The sequence below is a fragment of the Lysinibacillus sp. VIII_CA genome (assembly GCF_049943995.1).
Classification (GTDB): Bacteria; Bacillota; Bacilli; order Bacillales_A; family Planococcaceae; genus Lysinibacillus; species Lysinibacillus pinottii.
This window is the reverse complement of record NZ_JBNFXM010000008.1, coordinates 132,101-153,437: the sequence shown is the minus strand read 5'-3', so window position 1 is coordinate 153,437 and position 21,337 is coordinate 132,101. Positions and strand designations below refer to the sequence as shown.

The 21,337-nt window shown below is 36.6% G+C and carries 16 protein-coding genes; 9 read left to right on the top strand and 7 right to left on the bottom strand.

Going from position 1 to position 21,337, the window contains the following annotated elements:
- Window positions 1-21: 21 nt before the first annotated feature.
- From ACP3VS_RS13180 to ACP3VS_RS13170, 3 genes are all read left to right on the top strand, one after another.
- Entirely contained in the window at window positions 22-282 is a 261-nt protein-coding gene (locus ACP3VS_RS13180; protein ID WP_426388892.1) for a hypothetical protein, read from the top strand.
- Window positions 283-591: 309 nt separating this feature from the next.
- Window positions 592-915: a hypothetical protein gene (locus ACP3VS_RS13175; protein WP_426388891.1), complete on the top strand. Its 324-nt coding sequence runs from the start codon at window positions 592-594 to the stop codon at window positions 913-915.
- 57 nt (window positions 916-972) lie between these two features.
- The gene (locus tag ACP3VS_RS13170; RefSeq protein ID WP_426388889.1) at window positions 973-1,809 is read left to right on the top strand and encodes a DUF6414 family protein; all 837 of its coding nucleotides are present in this window, start codon (window positions 973-975) and stop codon (window positions 1,807-1,809) included.
- Window positions 1,810-2,048: 239 nt separating this feature from the next.
- On the opposite strand, the gene ACP3VS_RS13165 is transcribed toward ACP3VS_RS13170, so the two are convergent.
- Both ACP3VS_RS13165 and ACP3VS_RS13160 read right to left on the bottom strand, forming a co-directional pair.
- Window positions 2,049-6,137, bottom strand: a complete 4,089-nt coding sequence (locus ACP3VS_RS13165) for a S8 family serine peptidase (RefSeq protein ID WP_426388887.1) — start codon at window positions 6,135-6,137, stop codon at window positions 2,049-2,051.
- Between the two features lie 378 nt (window positions 6,138-6,515).
- Complete coding sequence (locus tag ACP3VS_RS13160; protein ID WP_036162474.1) at window positions 6,516-7,694, bottom strand: MFS transporter; 1,179 nt, start codon at window positions 7,692-7,694, stop codon at window positions 6,516-6,518.
- A gap of 294 nt (window positions 7,695-7,988) precedes the next feature.
- Here ACP3VS_RS13160 and ACP3VS_RS13155 point away from each other — a divergent pair, with 294 nt between their 5' ends.
- Window positions 7,989-8,816 (top strand): MBL fold metallo-hydrolase, encoded by an 828-nt coding sequence (locus ACP3VS_RS13155; RefSeq protein ID WP_426388885.1) that lies wholly within the window; start codon window positions 7,989-7,991, stop codon window positions 8,814-8,816.
- A gap of 68 nt (window positions 8,817-8,884) precedes the next feature.
- On the opposite strand, the gene ACP3VS_RS13150 is transcribed toward ACP3VS_RS13155, so the two are convergent.
- Complete coding sequence (locus ACP3VS_RS13150; RefSeq protein ID WP_197223654.1) at window positions 8,885-9,862, bottom strand: tRNA dihydrouridine synthase; 978 nt, start codon at window positions 9,860-9,862, stop codon at window positions 8,885-8,887.
- 263 nt (window positions 9,863-10,125) lie between these two features.
- Between ACP3VS_RS13150 and ACP3VS_RS13145 the strand changes: the two genes are divergently transcribed.
- Together ACP3VS_RS13145 and ACP3VS_RS13140 are read left to right on the top strand one after the other, a co-directional pair.
- Entirely contained in the window at window positions 10,126-12,000 is a 1,875-nt protein-coding gene (locus tag ACP3VS_RS13145) for a leucine-rich repeat domain-containing protein (protein ID WP_426388883.1), read from the top strand.
- A gap of 105 nt (window positions 12,001-12,105) precedes the next feature.
- A complete protein-coding gene (locus ACP3VS_RS13140) occupies window positions 12,106-12,696 on the top strand; it encodes a hypothetical protein (RefSeq protein ID WP_012296171.1) in 591 nt (196 codons plus the stop codon).
- Between the two features lie 66 nt (window positions 12,697-12,762).
- Here the strand turns inward: ACP3VS_RS13140 and ACP3VS_RS13135 are convergent, their stop codons facing one another.
- Both ACP3VS_RS13135 and ACP3VS_RS13130 read right to left on the bottom strand, forming a co-directional pair.
- Window positions 12,763-14,403 carry a thiamine pyrophosphate-binding protein gene (locus ACP3VS_RS13135; protein ID WP_180276580.1) on the bottom strand — a complete coding sequence of 547 codons (1,641 nt, stop codon included), beginning with the start codon at window positions 14,401-14,403 and terminating at the stop codon, window positions 12,763-12,765.
- A gap of 33 nt (window positions 14,404-14,436) precedes the next feature.
- Complete coding sequence (locus tag ACP3VS_RS13130; RefSeq protein ID WP_031416784.1) at window positions 14,437-17,214, bottom strand: bifunctional diguanylate cyclase/phosphodiesterase; 2,778 nt, start codon at window positions 17,212-17,214, stop codon at window positions 14,437-14,439.
- A 702-nt stretch (window positions 17,215-17,916) separates the two neighbouring features.
- Here ACP3VS_RS13130 and ACP3VS_RS13125 point away from each other — a divergent pair.
- Window positions 17,917-18,564: a peptidylprolyl isomerase gene (locus tag ACP3VS_RS13125; RefSeq protein WP_012296168.1), complete on the top strand. Its 648-nt coding sequence runs from the start codon at window positions 17,917-17,919 to the stop codon at window positions 18,562-18,564.
- Between the two features lie 76 nt (window positions 18,565-18,640).
- Here the strand turns inward: ACP3VS_RS13125 and ACP3VS_RS13120 are convergent, their stop codons facing one another.
- Window positions 18,641-18,970: a BRCT domain-containing protein gene (locus tag ACP3VS_RS13120; protein ID WP_375827867.1), complete on the bottom strand. Its 330-nt coding sequence runs from the start codon at window positions 18,968-18,970 to the stop codon at window positions 18,641-18,643.
- A 398-nt stretch (window positions 18,971-19,368) separates the two neighbouring features.
- On the opposite strand from ACP3VS_RS13120, the gene ACP3VS_RS13115 reads away from it, so the two are divergent.
- The gene (locus ACP3VS_RS13115; RefSeq protein ID WP_012296166.1) at window positions 19,369-19,530 is read left to right on the top strand and encodes a hypothetical protein; all 162 of its coding nucleotides are present in this window, start codon (window positions 19,369-19,371) and stop codon (window positions 19,528-19,530) included.
- Between the two features lie 101 nt (window positions 19,531-19,631).
- Window positions 19,632-19,964, top strand: a complete 333-nt coding sequence (locus ACP3VS_RS13110; protein WP_230584506.1) for a hypothetical protein — start codon at window positions 19,632-19,634, stop codon at window positions 19,962-19,964.
- Here the strand turns inward: ACP3VS_RS13110 and gnd are convergent.
- On the bottom strand, window positions 19,935-21,335 hold the full coding sequence (gene gnd / locus ACP3VS_RS13105) for a decarboxylating NADP(+)-dependent phosphogluconate dehydrogenase (protein ID WP_012296164.1): 1,401 nt from the start codon (window positions 21,333-21,335) through the stop codon (window positions 19,935-19,937). The two genes, ACP3VS_RS13110 and gnd, sit on opposite strands and share 30 nt — an antisense overlap.
- Window positions 21,336-21,337 lie beyond the last annotated feature (2 nt).

The following is a 21,337-nucleotide window of genomic DNA, read 5'->3' as shown; positions in this document are numbered from 1 at the left end:
ATCAATGTATTCAGGAGTTACATGGAGGAGCATCACCCACATTTAGCTTGGAAGGACTGGAAAGCGGATGTTAGAACTCTTTCAGTGGATGACATAAGCAACGAAGAGGTTAAGGCTACTATTCCAGACGAAAACAAACCAGAATTAACATGTTGGGTATTCTTCTACGATGGCGGTGCATCAAACGTTGTGTATTTATTACAGGATAAGCATGGTTTGAAGGATATTGGAATTGGTTTGTTGAAAGGGGGTGAACTTGTTAAGCCTATTACCTTCGTATGAAGTACTGGCAGTCTGAAAGGGAGAACAATCAATACGTTTACAAGTCAGAGAGGGTTGCTCTATAAGAGTTTTCGTCTCTTTTTTCGTGTTTGATTTCCCGGTAAAGGAGGTGAGAGTATGACACCAATTGACCTATTCAAAGCAGGCGTGGCGTTTGGCGTATCTATTTACGTATATGTGAAGAAGAGCACTAATTTTGAAAAATAAAGGAGGAATAGTAATGCAATACTTTTTAATGGGAACAGTCGTTGGAATCGTAGCCTGTTTAGTATCAGAGCTTAAACAAGGTCCTTCAAGGAGTTATCGTTAATGAGAACTATTCAGTGTTTAAATGACTTTAATCAGATTGAAATGGTGTTTCCAAGTGATTTTGTCCTATATTTAAGAAATGAGTTTTTCAGTCTTTACGAATATTTGAGTAATGGAGAAGGTGAAGAGGATTTTATCCTTCCTCTTCACCAATCAATCGTAATTATTGAAAAATCAATAGAATTTGAAAAGATATTAGCGAGCAATCCAGAATACATAGAGGAAATCCCACTAGAGGTTACCCGTTGTTTGAGAATTGGTATTTACAATTCAGAAGATGTACAACTTCATTATTATTTAAACAGTGAACCTGTATCAAAGTAAACCCATAATGCTATGCAATGTTATAATATGTAAAAGTGTAAATTAGGGGGTTTTTTCGTGTTTAAGCTCAGAGACTTTTTGTATTTGGATGAAAGAACAGTTAAGAGGTATTTGTCATCAATAGAGGAAGGTTTAGTTAAAGAAGTTCTAGAAACAGATATTGCTGCTAAGCCTAACTGGGATTTCGAAGTTTCTCTAGGAGAAATACAAAAATTACTTGTCGCAGCAGGTATCCCAATTCCAAACGTTGGAGTAAAAAGAACAGGAAAAACAGACACAGTTTCAGTTCAAATTACAAAGGAACCTACAATTGATTCACAGTTTGATAAATTATTCAGGTATATTGAGCCTGCACTTCAATATTTAGAGGGTTTTGACCCAGCTATCTGGTCTCAACTAGAGAATGGACAATTTGTTTATTACTCTTCTGAAATTTCCCTACCAAAGGGATATGAAAATGCACAGATGCTAAGTATTGGTGCTGATTTTTATGAATTAGCAAAAGGCTGGATTGAAAAAGATGAAGAGTTTGAGAAGGTCATTGAGGAAAGTAAAGGTTATAGAGAGGAAGCTGCTTCAAAAAAATATACTAATATTTATTCAATTCCAACTGGTTCACCAAATAAAAGGAAATATTATTTTGTAGCGAAAGTTATTCATGATAACTTAGTAGATTGTTCTTTGGAAGATTTAACATTTGGAAATGCATATACATTAGCTAGAGTTGAACACATTTTGGGTGCAAGTGACAGATATACTGTATTTGATTCAACACTGAAAGGTATTGATAGGTTAATGAATAGAGAAGAAAGAAGAAAGCAAAAAGGAGATTTGTTTGAAGTAGCGACAAAACCAGCGGTTGTTATTCGACCTATTGCAATTTTTAAAGAATAATAATTAAAAACCTCATTTAGATGCACTACGGAGAACCATATCATAAGTAAGTACGGTATGTATATATGCATTATGTTGAAAACGAAAAAGCATCTACAATAAATGATGCTATTTTGGATTGATTTAAAGTATTTAGTGAGAGCATCTATAAGAATAAGTCATAGTAAGCATGTCCTTATAAGAAATTAAAAAGAGAAATTGCATAGAGCAATTTCCCTTTTTGTTTGAATGGAGGTGAATTATGGCTCAAGTTTTGTAACTTCAAGATTATTTTTATTGCCGTTACCATTACCATTGCCGTTGCCGTTGCCGTTGCCGTTGCCGTTGCCGTTGCCGTTGCCGTTGCCGTTACCATTGCCGTTACCATTGCCGTTACCGTTACCGTTACCATTGCCGTTACCGTTACCGTTACCATTACCGTTACCATTACCGTTACCATTGCCGTTACCATTACCATTACCGTTACCATTGCCGTTACCATTGCCGTTACCGTTGCCATTACCATTACCATTACCATTACCATTACCGTTACCGTTACCATTACCGTTGCCATTACCATTACCATTACCATTGCCGTTACCGTTGCCATTACCATTACCATTACCATTACCGTTACCGTTACCGTTACCGTTACCGTTGCCATTACCATTGCCATTGCCATTGCCATTGCCATTGCCATTGCCATTACCGTTGCCGTTACCATTGCCATTGCCATTGTCTGGCTTTTCAACTAACACATCAAATGTTAGTGTGTGGTCACCATACGTTACCGTAATTGTCGTAGTCCCTTGACCTTTTCCTTTTACAATGCCTGCTCTGACAGTAGCTATTTGATCATTCGCTACTTCGTAGGTTGCAAGCTTGGTAACATCTTTTACTGTTGTTTGACCATTGACAGTAGTTACTTCAGTAATCTTAACGGTAACTTCTTTACCGATACTAGTTTCAACCTGTGCTTGGTCAATTTCTAGTGTTACGTTTGGTTCTACTACAACAGGTTCTTCAACTGTAACATTTAACGTAACAGTATTTTCACCGTATGAAATAGTAATTGTAGTTGTGCCTTTACCTACGGCAGTTACTAATCCATTTGCTACTGTTGCAACATTTTTATCCTCAACAGCATACGTTGCTTTTGACGTTACGTCTTCCTCCGTTGCATCACCTTCTGCAGGTGTAGAGGTTTCCGTTACCTTAAGCTGTGAAGTTTCCCCAACTGTTAGGTCTAGCTCAGTTGGATTTACAGACAGGGTAACTACAGGTTCTACTATCTCTTTTTCATATATTTTTGCTTCACCAACATTCCCGGCAGCATCCGTAATTACTACTGAGACAGCATTAGTTTCCGCTGTTACTGGGAATGTAAAGCTACCATCTTGATTTAACTCAAAAGCAACTGGCGCTTTTACTTGGCCATTTACCGTCGCAATATAGGAAGCTTTTAATTTATCATTTAAATTGTAATTTAAATCATATAAAGCTAACTCTTCATTGTAGTCGATATATTTATCTGTTACTTGTCCTGTAGCGACACCTTCAGCCACTGAACCCGTAATTTCTGGTTTAGTCGTTTTCACGACAATAGGTCCAACATAACCGGAAACTTGACCTGATGCTGCAAGACCAGTGAAGTCAATTGTATATAGACCATCTGGAATCTTTGTGGCAGGTTCTGATCCCCATGGTTTGTACTGCCCACCAACATTCAGTGTATAAGAGCCTTTTCCTAGCGCTGTACCTGCATGGAGATAACCAATATAGCCGTCTCCGTATTCTCCACCTTCAGGATTCATAATATCCCAAAGCTCGATATAGTTAGTTGTTACATCTCCAGTTAATGTGAATGAAAGGACCGCTGAGTCTTTCACGCCATCTCCGTTAAAGGATAGGTCTGTTTCTGTAATCTTATAATCTTTAATTTCCGTTACTGCCTCACCGCCAAGGTCAGCAGCGAATGGTAATGAGATTTCTGTATCTCCTCCATTAATGTAAATATATCCTAGTATTTCAGAGCCGTTTGGCGCCGTAGCTTGTGAAGCAGTTAATGTAATATTTAAAATTTGCTCACCGTTTAGGTTAAATGTTGGCTGATCTACTGTAACAGTTGCATCACCAAATGTTTTGGTCACATCAACCGATACATTATAATTGCCACCGTTTCCTTTAATGTCTTTTACTAAAACTTGTTTCGTTACAGAAATATCCTGATCCTTAATAGTTTGTGGACCGAAAGTAACTGTACCTTTCAAGTTTTCTGTAACTGCACCCGTTCCATCTAGAATTGCGCTATCAAGTGCATAAGCAAGAATTTCTGGATGAGCTGCAGCATACGCATTGACACGCCCAGCACCTTGAGAAAACACATCGTATTTTGTTTTATCTAATACCTGTGCTGTATTAGACAATGCCACTTTTACATCAAACGCATTCCAATTAGGATTGGCTTGTTTAACTAATGCCACAATACCTGCGATATGAGGAGTTGCCATAGAAGTTCCTGTTTTGCGACCATAAGCTTCCGCATAATCTGCATCTGGGAAATCCTTTTTATACATTGGAATCGTTGACATAATATTTGTACCAGGTGCACTTACATCTGGTTTAATATCAAAGTTTGGAGTAGATGGTCCACGTGAACTAGAAGAGTTTACATCATCTCCTAGTGTCTTTGTAGAAGCAAATTTACTAAAGCTTACTTTGCCTTTTCCGCCCGCTAATGCAGCGCGAATTGCATTGCCATCCGTTTGGGACATATCAAATGTTGGCAGATATTCGAATGCATCACCAAGGAATGTGCCCGAAATGTCCGGTGCATTTGATCCACCTGCAAAGTTATGAATAATAGTTGCGACAGCTCCATTTGCCTTTGCATTTGCAATTTTATCAACGAAGGCGATACTGCCACGCGAAATTAATGCCACTTTACCGTTTACATCAATTCCTTGAAAGTCTTTTACTTCTCCATTTCCAGGAACAGCAACTAGATCAAATTCTCCTTGAAGCTGTGTAGCTACATTTTTCCCGAAAGTAGTCCCCATTAATGGAAGCTGTTTAGTTAAGTTGTAGTTGCCAACTGTAACTTTCACTTCCCCGTTGTACATTGTTTCTGGATTTGTTGTGTTACCAACAGCGATTCCTAGGCGAGCGGTTGCAGGAGTGCCCATTGTTCCTCGATTTGGACCAGAGTTCCCTGTTGCAACTACTCCGATTGTTCCAGCTATCATTGCATTATTTATAGCAAATGAACCAGCATCCGTTTCAGTGTTAGCTCCACCGCCAAGTGAAAGGTTGATAATGTCCATTTTTTCAATGACAGCCGTTTCAATTGCTTTAACAATACCAGATGTAGCACCACTTCCATATGCTCCAAGAACACGGTAAGCATAAAGGTCTACTTTTGGAGCAATCCCTTTAATGCCGTATTCGTTAGCACCGATTGCTGCAATTGTTCCAGCAACATGTGTACCGTGAGAAGTATAGAACGCGCTTCCTTTTTCATTAAATTCAGGTGTCCCAGCTGGACGCTCTGAAGGCGATGTTTCTGATGCATCATTATCTGCCCGAGGCTTCGTATAAGTGGATGAATTTGGAATAAAGTTTTTTCCACCTTTATAAATTCCAGCAAACTCAGGGTGATCTACATCAATACCAGTATCTAACACGGCTACTTTTATTCCTTGTCCTTCAAGTCCTTCCTTCCAAAGCTCTTCGATGCCAAGAAAAGAATTACTTGTATTCATTTGAGCTTCTAATAGGTCTTCTTTAATAAGTTCTGATGATTTCGCCGTATCCTCTTCGGATGCGTGAACAATAACATCAGGTTCGATTAATGTAATGCCTTCTACTGTAAGCAGTTTCGGAAGATCGTTTGCTTTTACAGTTGCCGCAAAACCGTTTAAAACAGTATCAAATGTGTATCCTTGAGTCAGCTGTACCTTTTTAGTAGCTAACTCTTTTTTTACTTGTGCTTGTTGTACTTTTACATTGGAGCGAACTTCTTTTGCTTGAGCCTTAGAGAATTTTTCCCCATTGATTTCGCTTATTCCCTGCTCTAATGCAACAGGCTTTTCAGATAAATGGACAATGACTGGAACCTGTTGATTGCCTGATACATTTTCTAAGCTTTCGTGAAGAGTTGGACCATCTTTAGACAGGCTTAGCTGTTCCGCAATAGCCGCTTTTAGTTGGATAATACTTTCATTTTGACTATCCGGTTTGAATGGTTTCGAATCTTCAGCACTAGCACTCGACAATGGAACCAATAAAGAGAGCACCATAACGAAAACTAGAATACTACTTAAAAACTTCATAAACTTAAAATTTTTCAAATCGCATTTCCTCCCCTACCCTTAATTGTCACACTTTTCAGTTTAGTGTGATATTTCCAATTTATCACAATCTAACTAATTCGAATATCGGAATATTTAAATATTCTGAAATATTGATAATTAGTATCATTTTATGAATGATAGATTGAATCTTTTTTCCTAGTAATGGAATAAAAGGTTATAACTTTCAAATGAGAAATGCTAATACATTTTGCCTGGGTAATCCTACCAAAGTACTGTCGATTGTGTAGTAATTTAGAGAAAAGGAGGGAGACCATTTGAAGGAGCGCTGGAAGGGGAATCTTTATAGAGTGTAATCTTGAAATAAAAAAACTAGCGATTATTTAATCGCTAGTTATTAGTGCAGGATGAAGTGTATCATTGTTTTTGATCTAAGTGATGACTAAAAAATGTTAGCAGGCTTGCACAGACTGCAACGAGTCCACCGACCCATGTTACATTCATTAAATTCCCTTGATGATAGACGATGCCGCCTAATGCAGAACCAAAGGCAATTCCTACGTTACTTGCTACAGGCATTAGTGAAGCGGCTAATCCTTTAGCACTTGGCTGGTAAATTTCAGCGAGATCAATTAAATAAAGCTGAGTAGATGTTGTTAACAGGATAGCCATTAGCGACATTAAGCCTATGTTAGCTAGTCCTAAAATAAATTGATTGGTGGTCCAAAATAAGCATATTAGAACAATTGCCTGCAGGAGAAAAACAAACCGAAGGCGACCGATAGGATTGTGATTGGCAATTTTACCAGCGAGTATATTGCTGAATATCGAAATAAACCCATAGCCAAAAAGAATAAAACTAATGGAATTATGTGGGGCCCCCATCCCCTTCAAAATAGGAACAAGGTACGTAAAGACTGTATATGTTGCACCAAATCCTAGGGCAGGAATGAAAAAGGCCATTAAAATACGCGGCTTGAGTATGAGAGAAAACTGATCCCGTATGGAGCTCCGTACTTGACTGAGTCCATTTGGTAAGGCAAAAAAGGATGCCATAAACGCAACCCCTCCCAGTAGAGTGGTTAACATGAAGGCGGCATTCCATCCATACGAGTTGGAAATGACAATACCAATCGGTACCCCCACGACATTTGCCAGTGTGAAACCGCCGAAAACGAATGATATAGCAAGTCCCCGTTTGTTAATTGGCATGGTTTCGCTTGCAACAATCATGGCTAGAGAAATTAATACGCCCGTTACAATTGCTGTCATAATACGAAGTATCAGTAGCATAATGTAGTTCGTAGAAATAATGCACAAAGCATTAAAGACAATGAAAGATGCTATCAAAAACAGCATCCATTTACGCTTTGGAAAGTGACTTGTTGCGGACATCACCAGTGGTGTAGCAACGGCAAATGTAATGGCAAATGCAGAAACGAGTGTGCCTGCTTTTGCATTCGTCATTTCTAGACTTGAAGAAATATCAGTCAAGATTCCGACAATTACAAATTCGCTTGTCCCCAGCACAAATGTTAATGAAGTAAGTGTTAAAATAAGTAACCAATGTCGCTTGGATAATTGTGTGTGGTGCATAGATACCTCTTTCTTAGATGAATATATATGTGTCACAGAGTAGATAAACAACCTAAACATCATATCATAATATTTTTACAAGAAAAATCACGAGATTATTGGATTTACACTTTCGATAAAGCTACTGATTTTAAAAGCTACATCAAGTATTGTTAAACATTATGCCTGCTACCTCCATTTTCAATGAAGGAGGAATATACTAAATTTGCACGAACCTTTACATAAAGCAATCTTGTTCAATATGCCATATTCACTCAAAAATACTACCTTTAAAAGGGAAAAGGAAGGTTCAAGATGATTCAATTCCAAAACAATATTATGACAGTTTTTCAAAGTGCGTTATATATGACTACTTCAGCAATCATTCAAACGAATGAAGCAATCATTATGACAGATCCTAATTGGTTGCCTAACGAAATTCAAGAAATTCAAGATTATATAAACAATATTCAAGGTAACAAGCAACTATATATTATTTATACACATAGCGACTTTGACCATATAATTGGTTCAGGAGCGTTTCCAGAGGCCAAGGTAATTGCCTCTAAACGATTTGCTGACAATTTGAATAAAGCAGAAAGCATTCAAAAAATTCATCAATTTGATCAAAAGTATTATTTACATAGGGGTTATTCCCCAGTATACCCTTCAGTTGATATTGTCATTTCTGAGGATGGTTATACATTAGAGTTGGATTCAATTACGATGACCTTTTATCAAGCCCCTGGTCATACGGAGGATGGTTTATTTACAGTGATAGAGCCATATGGGTTTTTTGTTTCCGGCGATTACTTGTCGGATGTTGAATTTCCATTCATCTTCAGCAACTATAAGGATTATGTAAATACAATTAATAAGGCTGAAAAGATTTTACTCACTCATGCCATCACAACCCATATACCTGGTCACGGATTAACAACACAAAATCTACAAGAAATTCAAAAAAGGATCGATAGCTCAAAGTATTACTTAACAAAGCTTCCGCACGATAATGGAGAGTTAGAACAATATTTAAGGAGTGAGTATTCATTTTTTGAGGGGATGAAAAGGATTCATAGTGACAATAAGGAGATGATCCAAAAAGAAAATTTAGCAGAGCAATTGAAGTCTTCTAAAATGTAATGAAGTGTATGAAAAAGCAACCAAAAAGGAGATTGGCTTGCAATAGCCAGTCTCCTTTATTATGAGGGTTACTTTGTTAATTCTTTTCTAGTGAAGGCTGCAAGTAGTTCACGTACTTCATCAGTTGAATGGGCATTGATTAATTGAATGCGTAATTGATTAGCTCCCTTGAAGCCACGCACATATATTTTAAAGAAACGTTGTAATGCTTTAAATGAACGAGTTTCAAATTCCTTGGAATATTGATCATGAAGATCAAGGTGAAGGTATAGCAAGTTCAGGTATTCTTCAGCACTATGCTCTTTTGGATCTTGTTCAAAGGCATATGGATTTGAAAACACGCCTCTCCCAATCATTATCCCATCGATACCATATTGCTCAGCTAATTTTAAACCTGTTACTCGGTCAGGAATATCTCCGTTGATCGTTAGCAAAGTTTCAGGAGCAATGTCATCCCGTAGTTTTTTAATATCCGCAATCAATTCCCAATGTGCGGGGACCTTGCTCATTTCTTCTCGGGTACGTAGATGAATAGAAAGATTAGCGATGTTTTGTTTTAAAATATGAGTGAGCCACTCACGCCACTCTGCTACATCTGTAAAACCAAGTCTTGTTTTTACGCTAACAGGTAAACCACCAGCTTTAGCGGCTTGGATAATCTCTGATGCTAATGCAGGATGAAGTATTAAGCCGGCTCCTTTACCTCGCTCAGCCACATTATCGACGGGGCAACCCATATTAATATCGATACCTTTAAAGCCCAGCTCTTTCATGCCGATACTCATTTGACGGAAATGTTCAGGGGTGTCTCCCCAAATATGGGCAACCATCGGCTGTTCATCTTCTGTGAAAGCTAAGCGGTTACGAACGCTATCCATACCGTCTGGATGACAATAGCTTGTCGTATTGGTGAATTCCGTGAAAAATACGTCGGGACGACCTGCCTCACTAATGACATGACGAAATACAACATCTGTCACATCCTCCATAGGTGCTAAAATGAAAAATGGCCGTGGTAAATCAAGCCAGAAATTATTTTCGTTCATTGATGAATATCCTCTCTTTCCAAAATACTACCTTGCAAAAAGATAACATATTTCCTTTATTTCTTCACAATTAAATGGCCTAGCCTAATACGAGAAACTTCAGAGATGCTCTTCTTTAAATTAGTGAGGATTAAATGTAGGTCTTCACAGCATTTTTATTGTTAATCTAAAGGGGGATGTAATTAGTATTTATAAGAAATATTGACATTTATTTTTCAGACCACTAAGCTTAATTGGAAATAGAGCAGGGAGGAGGATTGTCAGTGGAATTTGTGACATTACATTGTCCTAATTGTAATGGGAAAATTGAATTTAAAGAGGGGCAATCATTCAAATGTCCGTATTGTGATACTGAAATAATGTTAAAAGAAAATAAAGTCTACTATGTAGATCAAACGATTAATAACTATTATGGGACAACTGCTCCTCATACTACGATACGACCAAAAACGAATTTAAAAGCACTTCTTCTTATACCGATTGTCTTTCTATGTATATTTTTTGCTTATTTACTTTTAACCAATAATCAAAAAGAAGAAGGAAATTATGGAGTAACATCTGTACGAACAATACCTGAAAGTGAGGTTCTACTACACTTTTTAAAGGATGTTTTTGAAAAGGGGGCAGTAATGCCAAGTAAAGAGGAAATCGCAAGTATTCGTTATTTGGCTGCCTATTTTTCGGAGGAACAATGGCATTTTGATTACAGTCTGGACGATCCGTTTACAAATAAGGGAGCAGAAATTGTGACCTATACTATGCAGGATAAGTTATTAAATACGCAAAAAATTGAACAAAAGGATTTCGAAGCATTTACTGGATTGACTGTATTGAAGCTGATGAATGATTATGAAATATTACAAAGTGAAAAAGTAAGCTTTCGACATTTGAAAAACTTGAAAAGCTATACAGGAAGCTTTAATGAATCTTTTAGTAAAATTGCGGAATACTTTAGCGATAAATCAATGGTTTCAGAACTCTCTATCCAAATTCGAAATAATAATGAACTTGCCTTATTGTTAGAGTTTCCTAATCTTCAATCCCTAGAAATATCGTATATGACGGAGGAGGTCACAGATTTCCCGCTTCTAAATAAATTGCCGCTAAAATCTCTGTCATTAAAATTCACCAATGATTTAAATTGGCTGTCTACTTTAACGAATTTAGAATCATTAACAATCGATATTAGTGAGGCGACAGATTTTAGCTCTTTTTATTCACTGAATCAATTACAGAAATTGAAGCTTACATCGGTAAGAAATTTAAAAACACTTGATTTTATACAAAACATGCCTAATCTACAATCACTTGATCTTGAATATATGAACATCGCCAATTTAGAAAAATTAAGAAATAAATCATCTTTAACAAAGCTACGTTTATCTTCTCCGGGTCAATTGGAATTACTTGATATTGTGAACAGTCTAACATCACTAACGGAGTTAACGGTAACTGATTATTATGGCGATACATCACCGATTGTAGCCCCCCATTTAAAGAAGGCTGAAATTACAGGTTCTTTTATACCAAAGCTAGAGGCACCTAGTTTAAAAGATTTGACTGTCTATATAAGTGGAAAGGATTCGACATTAAATGGTACAGAATTACTTAAATACCCAATGCTAGAACAACTGACGGCGAAAGAGTATGGGGTTTTTACAGAGATTAGCTCTTTAAATGGCTTACCCAATTTGCAAACACTACATTTAGACGAGACATTTTTTGATGAAGAAACGAGTGAACTATTCAATCTAAAACATGTAAAAACATTAAATTGTTCAAAATGTAATTTTCAATTTAATAGTGAACATCCATTAACGAACAGCGTGCTGTTGCATTTAACTTTAAATGATGTATCGATGCGAGTAGGTAATGGTAATTGGGTGCATGAGGATGATAAGGTGATGCCTTTCTTTGCTGGTTTTTCAGCTCTACGTTCATTTACTTTACAGGATAGTTCATTACAATCGTTGAATTTTATGGAGAGTTGGCAACAAATTGAGGTTCTTCATTTAGAAAACAACGCTATTTCAAACATAGAGCCTTTAGTGAATCTACCCAATTTGAAAAAGCTTTATATTTTAGGAAACCCGGTACAAAATCAATCCGCTCTAGATAAAGGAATTGTGATTTATTAAAGACATGTGCGTGCAATTTAAAATATTTTATAGTTTATTTCATGAAAGCTCGTAGTGGTACACATGTGAGAAGCAATAGAATAGTTTTTATGGGAGGACCGGAAGATGAAGAAGTCAGAAATGATGGATCAGTATTTAGATACTTATAAAGGAAAGGCTAGTAGTACCGATATTTGGCATGTTGTAGATTTAATTTATAAGATTAATTTAGATGAAACTCCTATTGTAAATAAAGAGATGGTAGGAACCTCTGCATTCTCAGGAAGAGAGGTAATAGACTCCTTTCTACAACAATATGCGGGAGATATAACAGGGGCAAGGGTTCGGAGTATTCTAAATGAAATGTTTGGTGTTAATTTAGATGCCATATCCTCATTAGAAGGAGCAAGAATATCTTTATATTCAAAGGGTCAATGGATTGTTCAGCATGAAAAAGATTTATTTGTCGTACATACGGGAGCTGGAGATATAGATGTGAAAGTCTATTCTACAAATTATTTTTTTGAACAAACTGGACTTAAGGAGTTACCAACTAACTTAACACATGAACTAGCAAGTATCGGATATTATTTCGATGATACAATGGATAGCTACTATTTCTCCAATCCCACGGGTGAAGCAGTTTCAGATGCTTTTAAAGGAAAAACAATGGGAGCAATACTCGGAGTCATTCAACAGTCATTCTCGCATTTATAAATCAAAAAGGTCATATAGAGGATGTATTCATCCAACTATATGACTTTTCTTCATTAGTGATAACGTTTATTTTCCAAAAGAGGATAAAAATTTAACTCGATCGCCCATGGGAGGTGTATTATTGTCAGTTAAAACTACTTCCAATACAGCTGGACCATTTAAATTCATTAGGTGATGAAGCATATCATGATGAAGGTCTTGTAGCTCAGTTACTTGGAAGCTTGGTATATCCATCGCTGAAGCCATAGCACTAATATTAATGGGATGCTGCTCAAAGGATGGGTGAGTGCGCTTAAACTGTAAAGCATGTCCATGGTATACCATCCCTAAACGAGCATTATTCATGACAATAAATAATATGGGTAGATTATATTCTTTTGCTGTTAAAATCTCCATCCCATGCATGAAAAAGCAACCATCTCCTGTAATACATGCAACAGGACGTTCAGGTTCGGCTAACTTTGAACCAATGGCAGATCCAATCCCACTTCCCATTGCTCCAAAATGGACATTAATATTAAACGTATCATAATCTACTACTTTCATATGATGAATGACATAGGACATAAATTCACCAATATCAATAGCGTACCTTGTGGAGGAAGGTAAATATTTTTGAATAGTTAACAATACATTTTTCGTGTTATATTCCCCTGTGACTTCTTTATAAATCTCTTTATTTTCTTTAACCTTAAATGGAGTTTTTGCTAGACCGTTAGCTCGTAGTTCTTCAATAAGCAATAGTAAACTCACATTGATATCACCTAGCACAGGTAAGTCAATCTCATATTTTCGGTTGAACACGGATTGATCAAAGTCCATCTGTATCGAAAAACGATTTTTAGTAAGATTTAAGTTGTAGTTATTCGTGGCTGTTTCACCTAAACTTGAACCGACAATTAATAATACTTGCCCATCGCCATCAGCTATTAATTCTGAGGCAGCCTCGTGACCCGCAAAGCCGAAAACACCAACTAGGAGAGGATGATCCTCTGGAATATACCCTTTTGCCTGTGGTGTTGTTATAATTGGCCAATTTAGAATTTCGGCTAACTCTAGTAATTGTTCAACAGAGTTTTTTACGCCTTGCCCTACCAAAATATAGCCACTTCTTCTTGCTAATAGCTCTTCAGCTACATTTTTAATGGTATCTATTTCAGGAACAATGGCTGTTCTTTTTGGTGGAGCTGGTATTTCTACATGTGAAATTGTTTCATGTTGAATATCTATTGGTATAGCAATATGTACAGGACCTGGCACGCCAGATAGGGCAATTTCTGTGGCTTTTACTATTTCTTTGAGTAAATCCTTCGATTCTTTAACCGTTACGCTATATTTAGTAACTGGACGAAAGATTGGTTCAGCATCTAACTCTTGAGAGGCATTTAAACCGATCGTGTTAACAGGAACAGCACCGGTTAAAAATAAAACCGGTAAATGCTCCCGCATAGCATTTGCGGCACCTGTTACTAGATTTGTTCCTCCAGGGCCACTACAACCAATACAAACACTCAAATGATTGGAGTATTTTGCATAAGCTGCAGCCATATAGGATGCTGCTCCTTCATGTTTTGTGACAATAGGTGTTAATTCACTCATATCATTGAGTTCATCAAAAAATGCATTGACTGAGCCTGCTGGAATACCAAAAATATACTGCACACCACTATTTTTTAAATACTCTAAGACTGTGCGAGCTGCTTTCATCATCATTTCCCCTTTGCATAATAATGTAATAGGCTAACAGAAATATTTTTTCATAATTTCTCCAGCTTTCATAGGCTTACTGAAAAAATATCCTTGCATTAAATGACAATTTTGTACCAATAAATAGTCCGCTTGTTCTTTTGTTTCGACTCCTTCAGCAATAACCTCCAGTTTCAAATTTTGAGCTAGGGTAATGATTGTATTTGTAATAGCTGCTGCATCATCCGTTAACATTTCTTGTACAAAGGATTTATCAATTTTTAATGTGGAAATTGGTAAATTTTTTAAATATCCTAAAGATGAATAACCTGTACCGAAATCATCAATAGCTAAATTAACCCCAAGTCCCTTCAATTGTTTCATCGTTTTTAAGGTTACCTCTGTATTTTTTACAATTAGATTTTCTGTGAGCTCTAGCTGTAAATATTCAGGAGACAGATCGGCTTCATGTAAAACATTTTCAATAATAGAAAATAAATTATTCTGTTCGAACTGATGGACAGATAAATTCACAGACATACTGATTAAAGGAAATCCTTGATTATGCCATTCTTTTAATTGCTTGCATGCTTCCTTAAGAACCCATTCACCTATCGGGACGATTAATCCTGTTTCTTCAGCAAGTGGAATAAACTTATCGGGGGTAATCATGCCATGTTCTCGATGATTCCACCTTAATAAAGCTTCTACACCCTTAATTTTATTTGTTTTATAATTTATTTGAGGCTGATAGAAGATCATCAATTCATCACGCTCTAAAGCCTTATATAAATCATTCTCAAGTTTGATACTCTCAAAAGTCCTTGTATCCATTCCTTCACTAAAGAAATGGTAGCTAGTACCTGGCGTTTCTTTTGATTTGTACATAGCTGTGTCTGCATTTTTGATTAACGTGTCTGTAGTATCGCCGTTTTCAGGAAATAAACTTATACCAATACTTGTTTTAATATATATTTCATTGTCAATCAAATTAAATGGTTGAGAGAAAGAAGCATTGATACAATTTATAACTTTTAAAATGTCATTCTCACACTTAATATTAGGTAAATAGATTGTAAACTCATCCCCACCTTGCCTTGATACAGTTGCATCTTCTGGGACGCAGGCACTTAAACGTTTGGCAACACTTTGAAGCAATAAATCCCCATAACTATGACCTAACGAATCATTTACTAACTTGAAACGATCTAAATCCAAGTAGAGCACAGCTAATTTTTCCCCATTTACTTTTGCATACTTCAGTCCCTGCGTTAGTCTGTCTAATAAAAGAACCCTATTGGGCAAATCCGTTAAACTATCGAAATAGGCATGGTATTTAATTTTTTCTTCTAATTGCTTTCTTTGCGTTATATCTTTAAATGTAATCACTTCGCCTACGACCTTATCGCCTTCTTTTATAAAAGAAGTGACGTATTCGACGGGGAAGTAGGTATGATCTTTTCTAAAAAACACTTCGTAGCTGTTAAAATTTGTATTTAAAAAGGGTGAAACAGGAATGTTGACCTCTGCCTCACAACCACTCATAATAATTTCAACTGATTTTCCAATCAAATCTCTATCTGTTTCATACCCCAGCATGAGCGCACCGGCTGGATTGCAAAACGTAATGTTTCGGTCAAGATCTAATCCGAAAATGCCCTCACCTGCCGAGTTGAGAATTAACTCTTTTTCACGGCTAAGTTGCTGTAACTCAGCGACAACACGTTCAAGCTCTTTATTTTTGTCTCTTACTTCCGATGTTCTCTCCTCGATTATAATCTCTTGTTTTTCCATATATAACTGATTAGATAATGCAGACGCAGTAGTATCAACAATGGACTGAGCTAATTGTAATTGAGTCTCTGAATAGAAAAATGGTTTATTTTCAAGATTAACAATGGAAATTTGTCCTAAAATTTCACCCATTGAAATCAAAGGAAACATCACTAAACCATTTATGCCGAAATTACGACAAACTTCATGATTTGGCCTGTCATCTTCAAATACATTTGGAATAAGAATGGCTTTTTTCGTTTCAAAAACCTCCTGCATGACAGAATCATTGCTCTCATCAATTTGTATTTTGTTATGTGTTTTAAGCCAATTCTCTTCGGTCCAATCGCTATCCTTACTCAACTTAGCCGGTTTAATACTTTTTTCTGCTAAAGGATCTAATAAGTGAACACCTATATTTTTATTATCTAAAACCTTTTCTAAGTAGAAAAAGCATTTATCAAGGCTCTCCTGTAGTGAAGAGCACATGGATAAATCACGTGTAACATCGAGCAGTAACTGCTTTTCATTTATAAGATGCTCTTTATAAGTTAAGTTGTTTGCGTTTTGAATGGCAACCGCAGCCATATTTACATAGGCTTCAACCGTTTGAATTTCTTCCTCAGTTAAATTCATTGGAATTCCATAATCAAATAAAAAAACAAGGCCAAATAACTCTTGTTCAAAGGAAATAGGAAGTGCTAATAAAGATTTAATATGAAATCCTTCAACGGCTCTAGGGTCAGGGCGATTATCTCTTGAAGTATCAGGAATATAGATTGTTTTCTTTGTTTCAATCACTTCCTTTGCCAGCAAATCTATTTCGGTTTCAATGACATGCATATTTAATGTCCAGCCGTTAATCACCTCTGGTTTTCCTACATATCCTCTGAATGTTCCATCTTCTTGTGGCAAATAAATTCCCACTGAATCACAGTTGACGATTTCTTCAGATATTGCGATTGTTACCTGCTCCAATACTTCACGTAAATCCAACTTCATGTTTATCATTTTCGTTATATTGGCCAGTCGAGAATATCTCGTTTGTTCTATAGACATGTAAATGAACCCCCAATTTTTTGTCATTGTCCTGTAGAAAAAATGTTAAATTTTTGCTTTATTCGTATCGAATGTCTTATTATTGTATTTTACAGTAGTAATAAACAGGTAGGTAAAAAATGTATAAATTAGTTAAAATTCCTTAAGAGTATGTTGCGATTTTAGCCATTACTCTTTTTATGTAGGACTAGAATCCTTTGATTAAAATTAAACACATTCTACAGTGACGATAATGATCTATTAGGTTTTTACTAGGAATGAAAAGTAAATGTTCCATCCAAAAAAATGCAAACAGCTTGTACATGTAAATTGTGAATTGTCAGGGGAAAATAAAGGGCCAGTTTCTAAAACGGTCGTCATAACTTAATGAAGAATAGTAACATATTATTATTACTATTTGCTTTCATCTATCAGAATGAATCCTCCTCAGAGTATTTTTCCAAACATGGGAATTAATACAACATTAGAGTGCTTCCTAATTTTATTCTACAGACCATTAAAAATTCCTCTATACAAATGAGCATTCATCTCTTTGTTGATTTAATATTCTGATTATTAGAATGCTATATTATTCAAAACGTATTTTAATTAACGGGTGTGAGTTTGTAACAAGAGATCGTCCTGACATGATGTGTGATTGATTGTGGTTAACCATGGGATAGTTTTATAATGAATAGATGGTAAATAAGAGGAGTTGAAAAGATGTATACACGTAATAAAGGTATTTATGTAGTGTTATCATTACTAGCAATTATGTTTGTATTGACGGGCTGTGGTACAGCAAAGGACAGTAAGAAAACAGAAACGGTGGATTACGCATCAAAGGTGAAAGAAAATCCGATTGTCACTATTACGATGAGCAATGATGAAAAAATTGTTATTGAATTAGAGCCTACAGTAGCACCAAATACTGTAGCTAACTTTATTTCATTAGTGGAAGAAGGATTTTATGATGGTCTTATATTCCATCGCGTTATTCCTGATTTTATGATTCAAGGTGGAGACCCTTCAGGTAATGGTACAGGTGGACCTGACTATTCAATTGATGGCGAGTTTTCCTCAAACGGTTGGGACAATAGCCTGAAACACGAACGTGGTGTTATTTCAATGGCTCGCTCGCAAGATCCAAACTCTGCAGGATCACAATTTTTTATTATGGTAAAAGAGACAACAGATCTAGATGGTAAATATGCTGCTTTTGGGAAAGTAATTGAAGGAATGGAAACTGTGGATGCCATTGTTGCTGCTGAGCGAGATGCTACAGATAAACCATTAGAAGATCAGCAAATGAAAAAAGTAGAAGTAGATACGAAGGGCTTTAATTACCCAGCACCTAAAGTAAATAAGTAATTCCTTTCATAAAAGTTAACAAGGCTAAATCAATTAGGATTAAAGAGTATGTCGATTAACTCGCACATACTCTTTTTTATTTTTCAACTACCTTTGGCATTGAAATAATCCATAAAAAATCGCTTTCTATAAGTATTTGAATATCCTGACCAAGGTTAATGAGTTGCTCGGCTTTACGTTGTTTAGTACTGATGCCACGACGTTTGTCTCCAAGGATAATAAAATCGGTTTGCTGTGTAACGGTGCCTTGTAAAAATCCACCACAAGCCTTTACGTGTTTAGCTGCTTCTGAACGAGTCATCTTGGAAAGAGCACCTGTAAACACAATTTGCTTATGATAAAAGGGGTGGGAAGGGCTTTCGATTGGATCTGAAAAGATGATATCTAGGCTGTCCTTATTAGTCATATTGCCCTCCTGACTTCTTAAATTTTTGGGTGGTAGCTGTGATAAATACATCCACAAAAGAGCTCATGGGAATTTTTGTTATACCTTCTATTAGTTTAGTAATCGTTGCTACAAATGATATCCATCATCTTCATTATCGAGTTTTTTGAAATTGACCCTGTTTTAGGATCTCCTTATATTCACCCGGAAATGGATATCATTCATGGCATATTTACTTTTTCCAGCATGTTGGTTAGTACTTTTATTAGTACTGACCCATTGGAAGGAAACAGCTAGGTCCTATCGACCACCATTAATTGCGTTAATGTGTGGGCAGTTGATTCCCATTATAACAGCATTTGTTTATTTTCTGGACTTCCCCCTTTTGGTCTATTTATTCCTCATGCTTATTTAGAGGAATGCCGGTTGCTAAGGATGCTATATTTCATAGTATCAATGATGGCGTTATCGTATTAGATGAAAGCTATAGATTAATACAATTTGATCCAGCCTGTAATAAGATAATCCCACCATTAACAAGATTTATGTTCGGTATGCGCTTTGCGAAGGTAAAAACTTGAGGTAACAGGGCAGCGATTCCCGTTACATGGGAGAGCGTGGTGAAGAGGTAGGAGTTTGTGCTGGTTCTTACTAAAAAATGTTAGAAAAACAGGTTCGCTGTGTGTTTTTTCAACAATGTAATCAAGCGTATGGTGAGGCGAAAGGGACGTCATCCCCATTTACAGTGGTGCTAGTGGATATGAATCATCAAAGTATGGAGCTACAACCGCTTAAGACTACGATTAGCTTTGGGGTTGCTGAAGGTACAAATGGGGAAGAGACATTATATCAACTCTTAAACAAAGCAAATAAAGCACAGTACTCAGCAAAACAAGCAGAACGTAATCGAGTACATGTGTATAGAGATAATGAAAAAGCTAAAATATACAATCATGATACGATGATGTATATTTTAGCTTTTTATTTACCAATCTGTGTGGAACACACCTGCTAAATCAGTTCGCTCATATGTATGAGCACCAAAATAATCGCGCTGTGCCTGTAACAGGTTAGCATTAGATGAACGAGTCCGATAACTATCATAATATGTGAGCGAGGCACTTAAGCATGGGAATGCATTCCCTGCCTGTATACCCTCACATACAATTTTTCTCAATCCACTTTGATAGTCCTTTGTTTTTTCTGCAAAGTAAGGAGCTATTAATAGGTTGGCGAGTGTAGGTTGTTTGTGATAAGCATCGCTTATCACATTTAAAAACTCTGCACGTATAATGCACCCACTACGGAAAATGAGCGCAATATCCTTTAATGGTAAGTTCCAATTATAGAGCTCGGAGGTCATTTTATATTGTGTAAACCCTTGTGCATAGGCACAGATTTTCCCCATATAGAGGGCTTGTCTGACATATTCTACCCACACATCTTTATCTAGATTTGGCTGTGTACTGCTTGGACCTGCTAATACTGCTTCTGCATGAACTCGTTCTTCTTTTAATGATGAAATATAGCGAGCGAATAAAGCCTCTGTAATTATCGATGTTGGAATACCATTATCGATGGATTGCATACTCGTCCATTTGCCAGTTCCTTTTTGACCAGCTTTATCAAGAATCATATCGATTAGAGGTAAGCCTGTGACATCATCTTTTTTTCGTAAAATTTCAGCTGTAATTTCAATTAAATAGCTTTTTAATTCCCCTTGATTCCATGTTTCAAAGATTTCAGCAATTTCCTCAACAGATAATCCTACATTTTTTCTTAAAAAAGTATAGGCCTCTGCAATAAGCTGCATATCAGCGTACTCGATTCCATTGTGGACCATTTTGACAAAATGACCTGCACCTTTAGGCCCCATATACGTACAGCATGAATTGCCTTTAAATTGCGCTGCAATCTTCGTAAGAATAGGAGCCACCTTTTCGTAGACCTCTCGATTGCCACCAGGCATGATAGAAGGACCTGTCAATGCTCCAACCTCACCACCTGAAATGCCAATGCCTAAATAGCCAATACCTCGAGCCATCAGTTCATCATGTCTACGCTCTGTATCTTGATAGTGAGAGTTACCACCGTCCATAATGATATCGCCTGTTTCAAGGAAAGGCACTAAGGAAGCAATGACTGAATCAATGGCTTTACCAGCAGTCACCATTAAAAAGATCTTTCTTGGTTTTTCTAAAGAAAGCACAAAATCTTCTATTTCATAGTAAGGAGTAAGCGCTTGTCCTTCGACCTTTTGTAAAAGTTTGTCTGTTAGATCACGTGTATAGTTATAAACTGCTACTTGCTCGCCCTTATTAGCCATGTTTAAGGCGATATTACTGCCCATAACACCTAAACCAATAACGCCTATTGTATTTAACATTT

What these genes read in the sequence shown, in the direction of transcription:
- ACP3VS_RS13125 (WP_012296168.1), top strand. Translation starts at nt 17,917, where the DNA reads ATGTATACACGTAATAAAGGTATTTATGTAGTGTTATCATTACTAGCA.
- ACP3VS_RS13120 (WP_375827867.1), bottom strand. Translation starts at nt 18,970, where the DNA reads ATGACTAATAAGGACAGCCTAGATATCATCTTTTCAGATCCAATCGAA.
- ACP3VS_RS13115 (WP_012296166.1), top strand. Translation starts at nt 19,369, where the DNA reads ATGCCGGTTGCTAAGGATGCTATATTTCATAGTATCAATGATGGCGTT.
- ACP3VS_RS13180 (WP_426388892.1), top strand. Translation starts at nt 22, where the DNA reads ATGGAGGAGCATCACCCACATTTAGCTTGGAAGGACTGGAAAGCGGAT.
- ACP3VS_RS13135 (WP_180276580.1), bottom strand. Translation starts at nt 14,403, where the DNA reads ATGAAAGCAGCTCGCACAGTCTTAGAGTATTTAAAAAATAGTGGTGTG.
- ACP3VS_RS13175 (WP_426388891.1), top strand. Translation starts at nt 592, where the DNA reads ATGAGAACTATTCAGTGTTTAAATGACTTTAATCAGATTGAAATGGTG.
- ACP3VS_RS13160 (WP_036162474.1), bottom strand. Translation starts at nt 7,694, where the DNA reads ATGCACCACACACAATTATCCAAGCGACATTGGTTACTTATTTTAACA.
- ACP3VS_RS13130 (WP_031416784.1), bottom strand. Translation starts at nt 17,214, where the DNA reads ATGTCTATAGAACAAACGAGATATTCTCGACTGGCCAATATAACGAAA.
- gnd (WP_012296164.1), bottom strand. Translation starts at nt 21,335, where the DNA reads ATGTTAAATACAATAGGCGTTATTGGTTTAGGTGTTATGGGCAGTAAT.
- ACP3VS_RS13140 (WP_012296171.1), top strand. Translation starts at nt 12,106, where the DNA reads ATGAAGAAGTCAGAAATGATGGATCAGTATTTAGATACTTATAAAGGA.
- ACP3VS_RS13155 (WP_426388885.1), top strand. Translation starts at nt 7,989, where the DNA reads ATGATTCAATTCCAAAACAATATTATGACAGTTTTTCAAAGTGCGTTA.
- ACP3VS_RS13150 (WP_197223654.1), bottom strand. Translation starts at nt 9,862, where the DNA reads ATGAACGAAAATAATTTCTGGCTTGATTTACCACGGCCATTTTTCATT.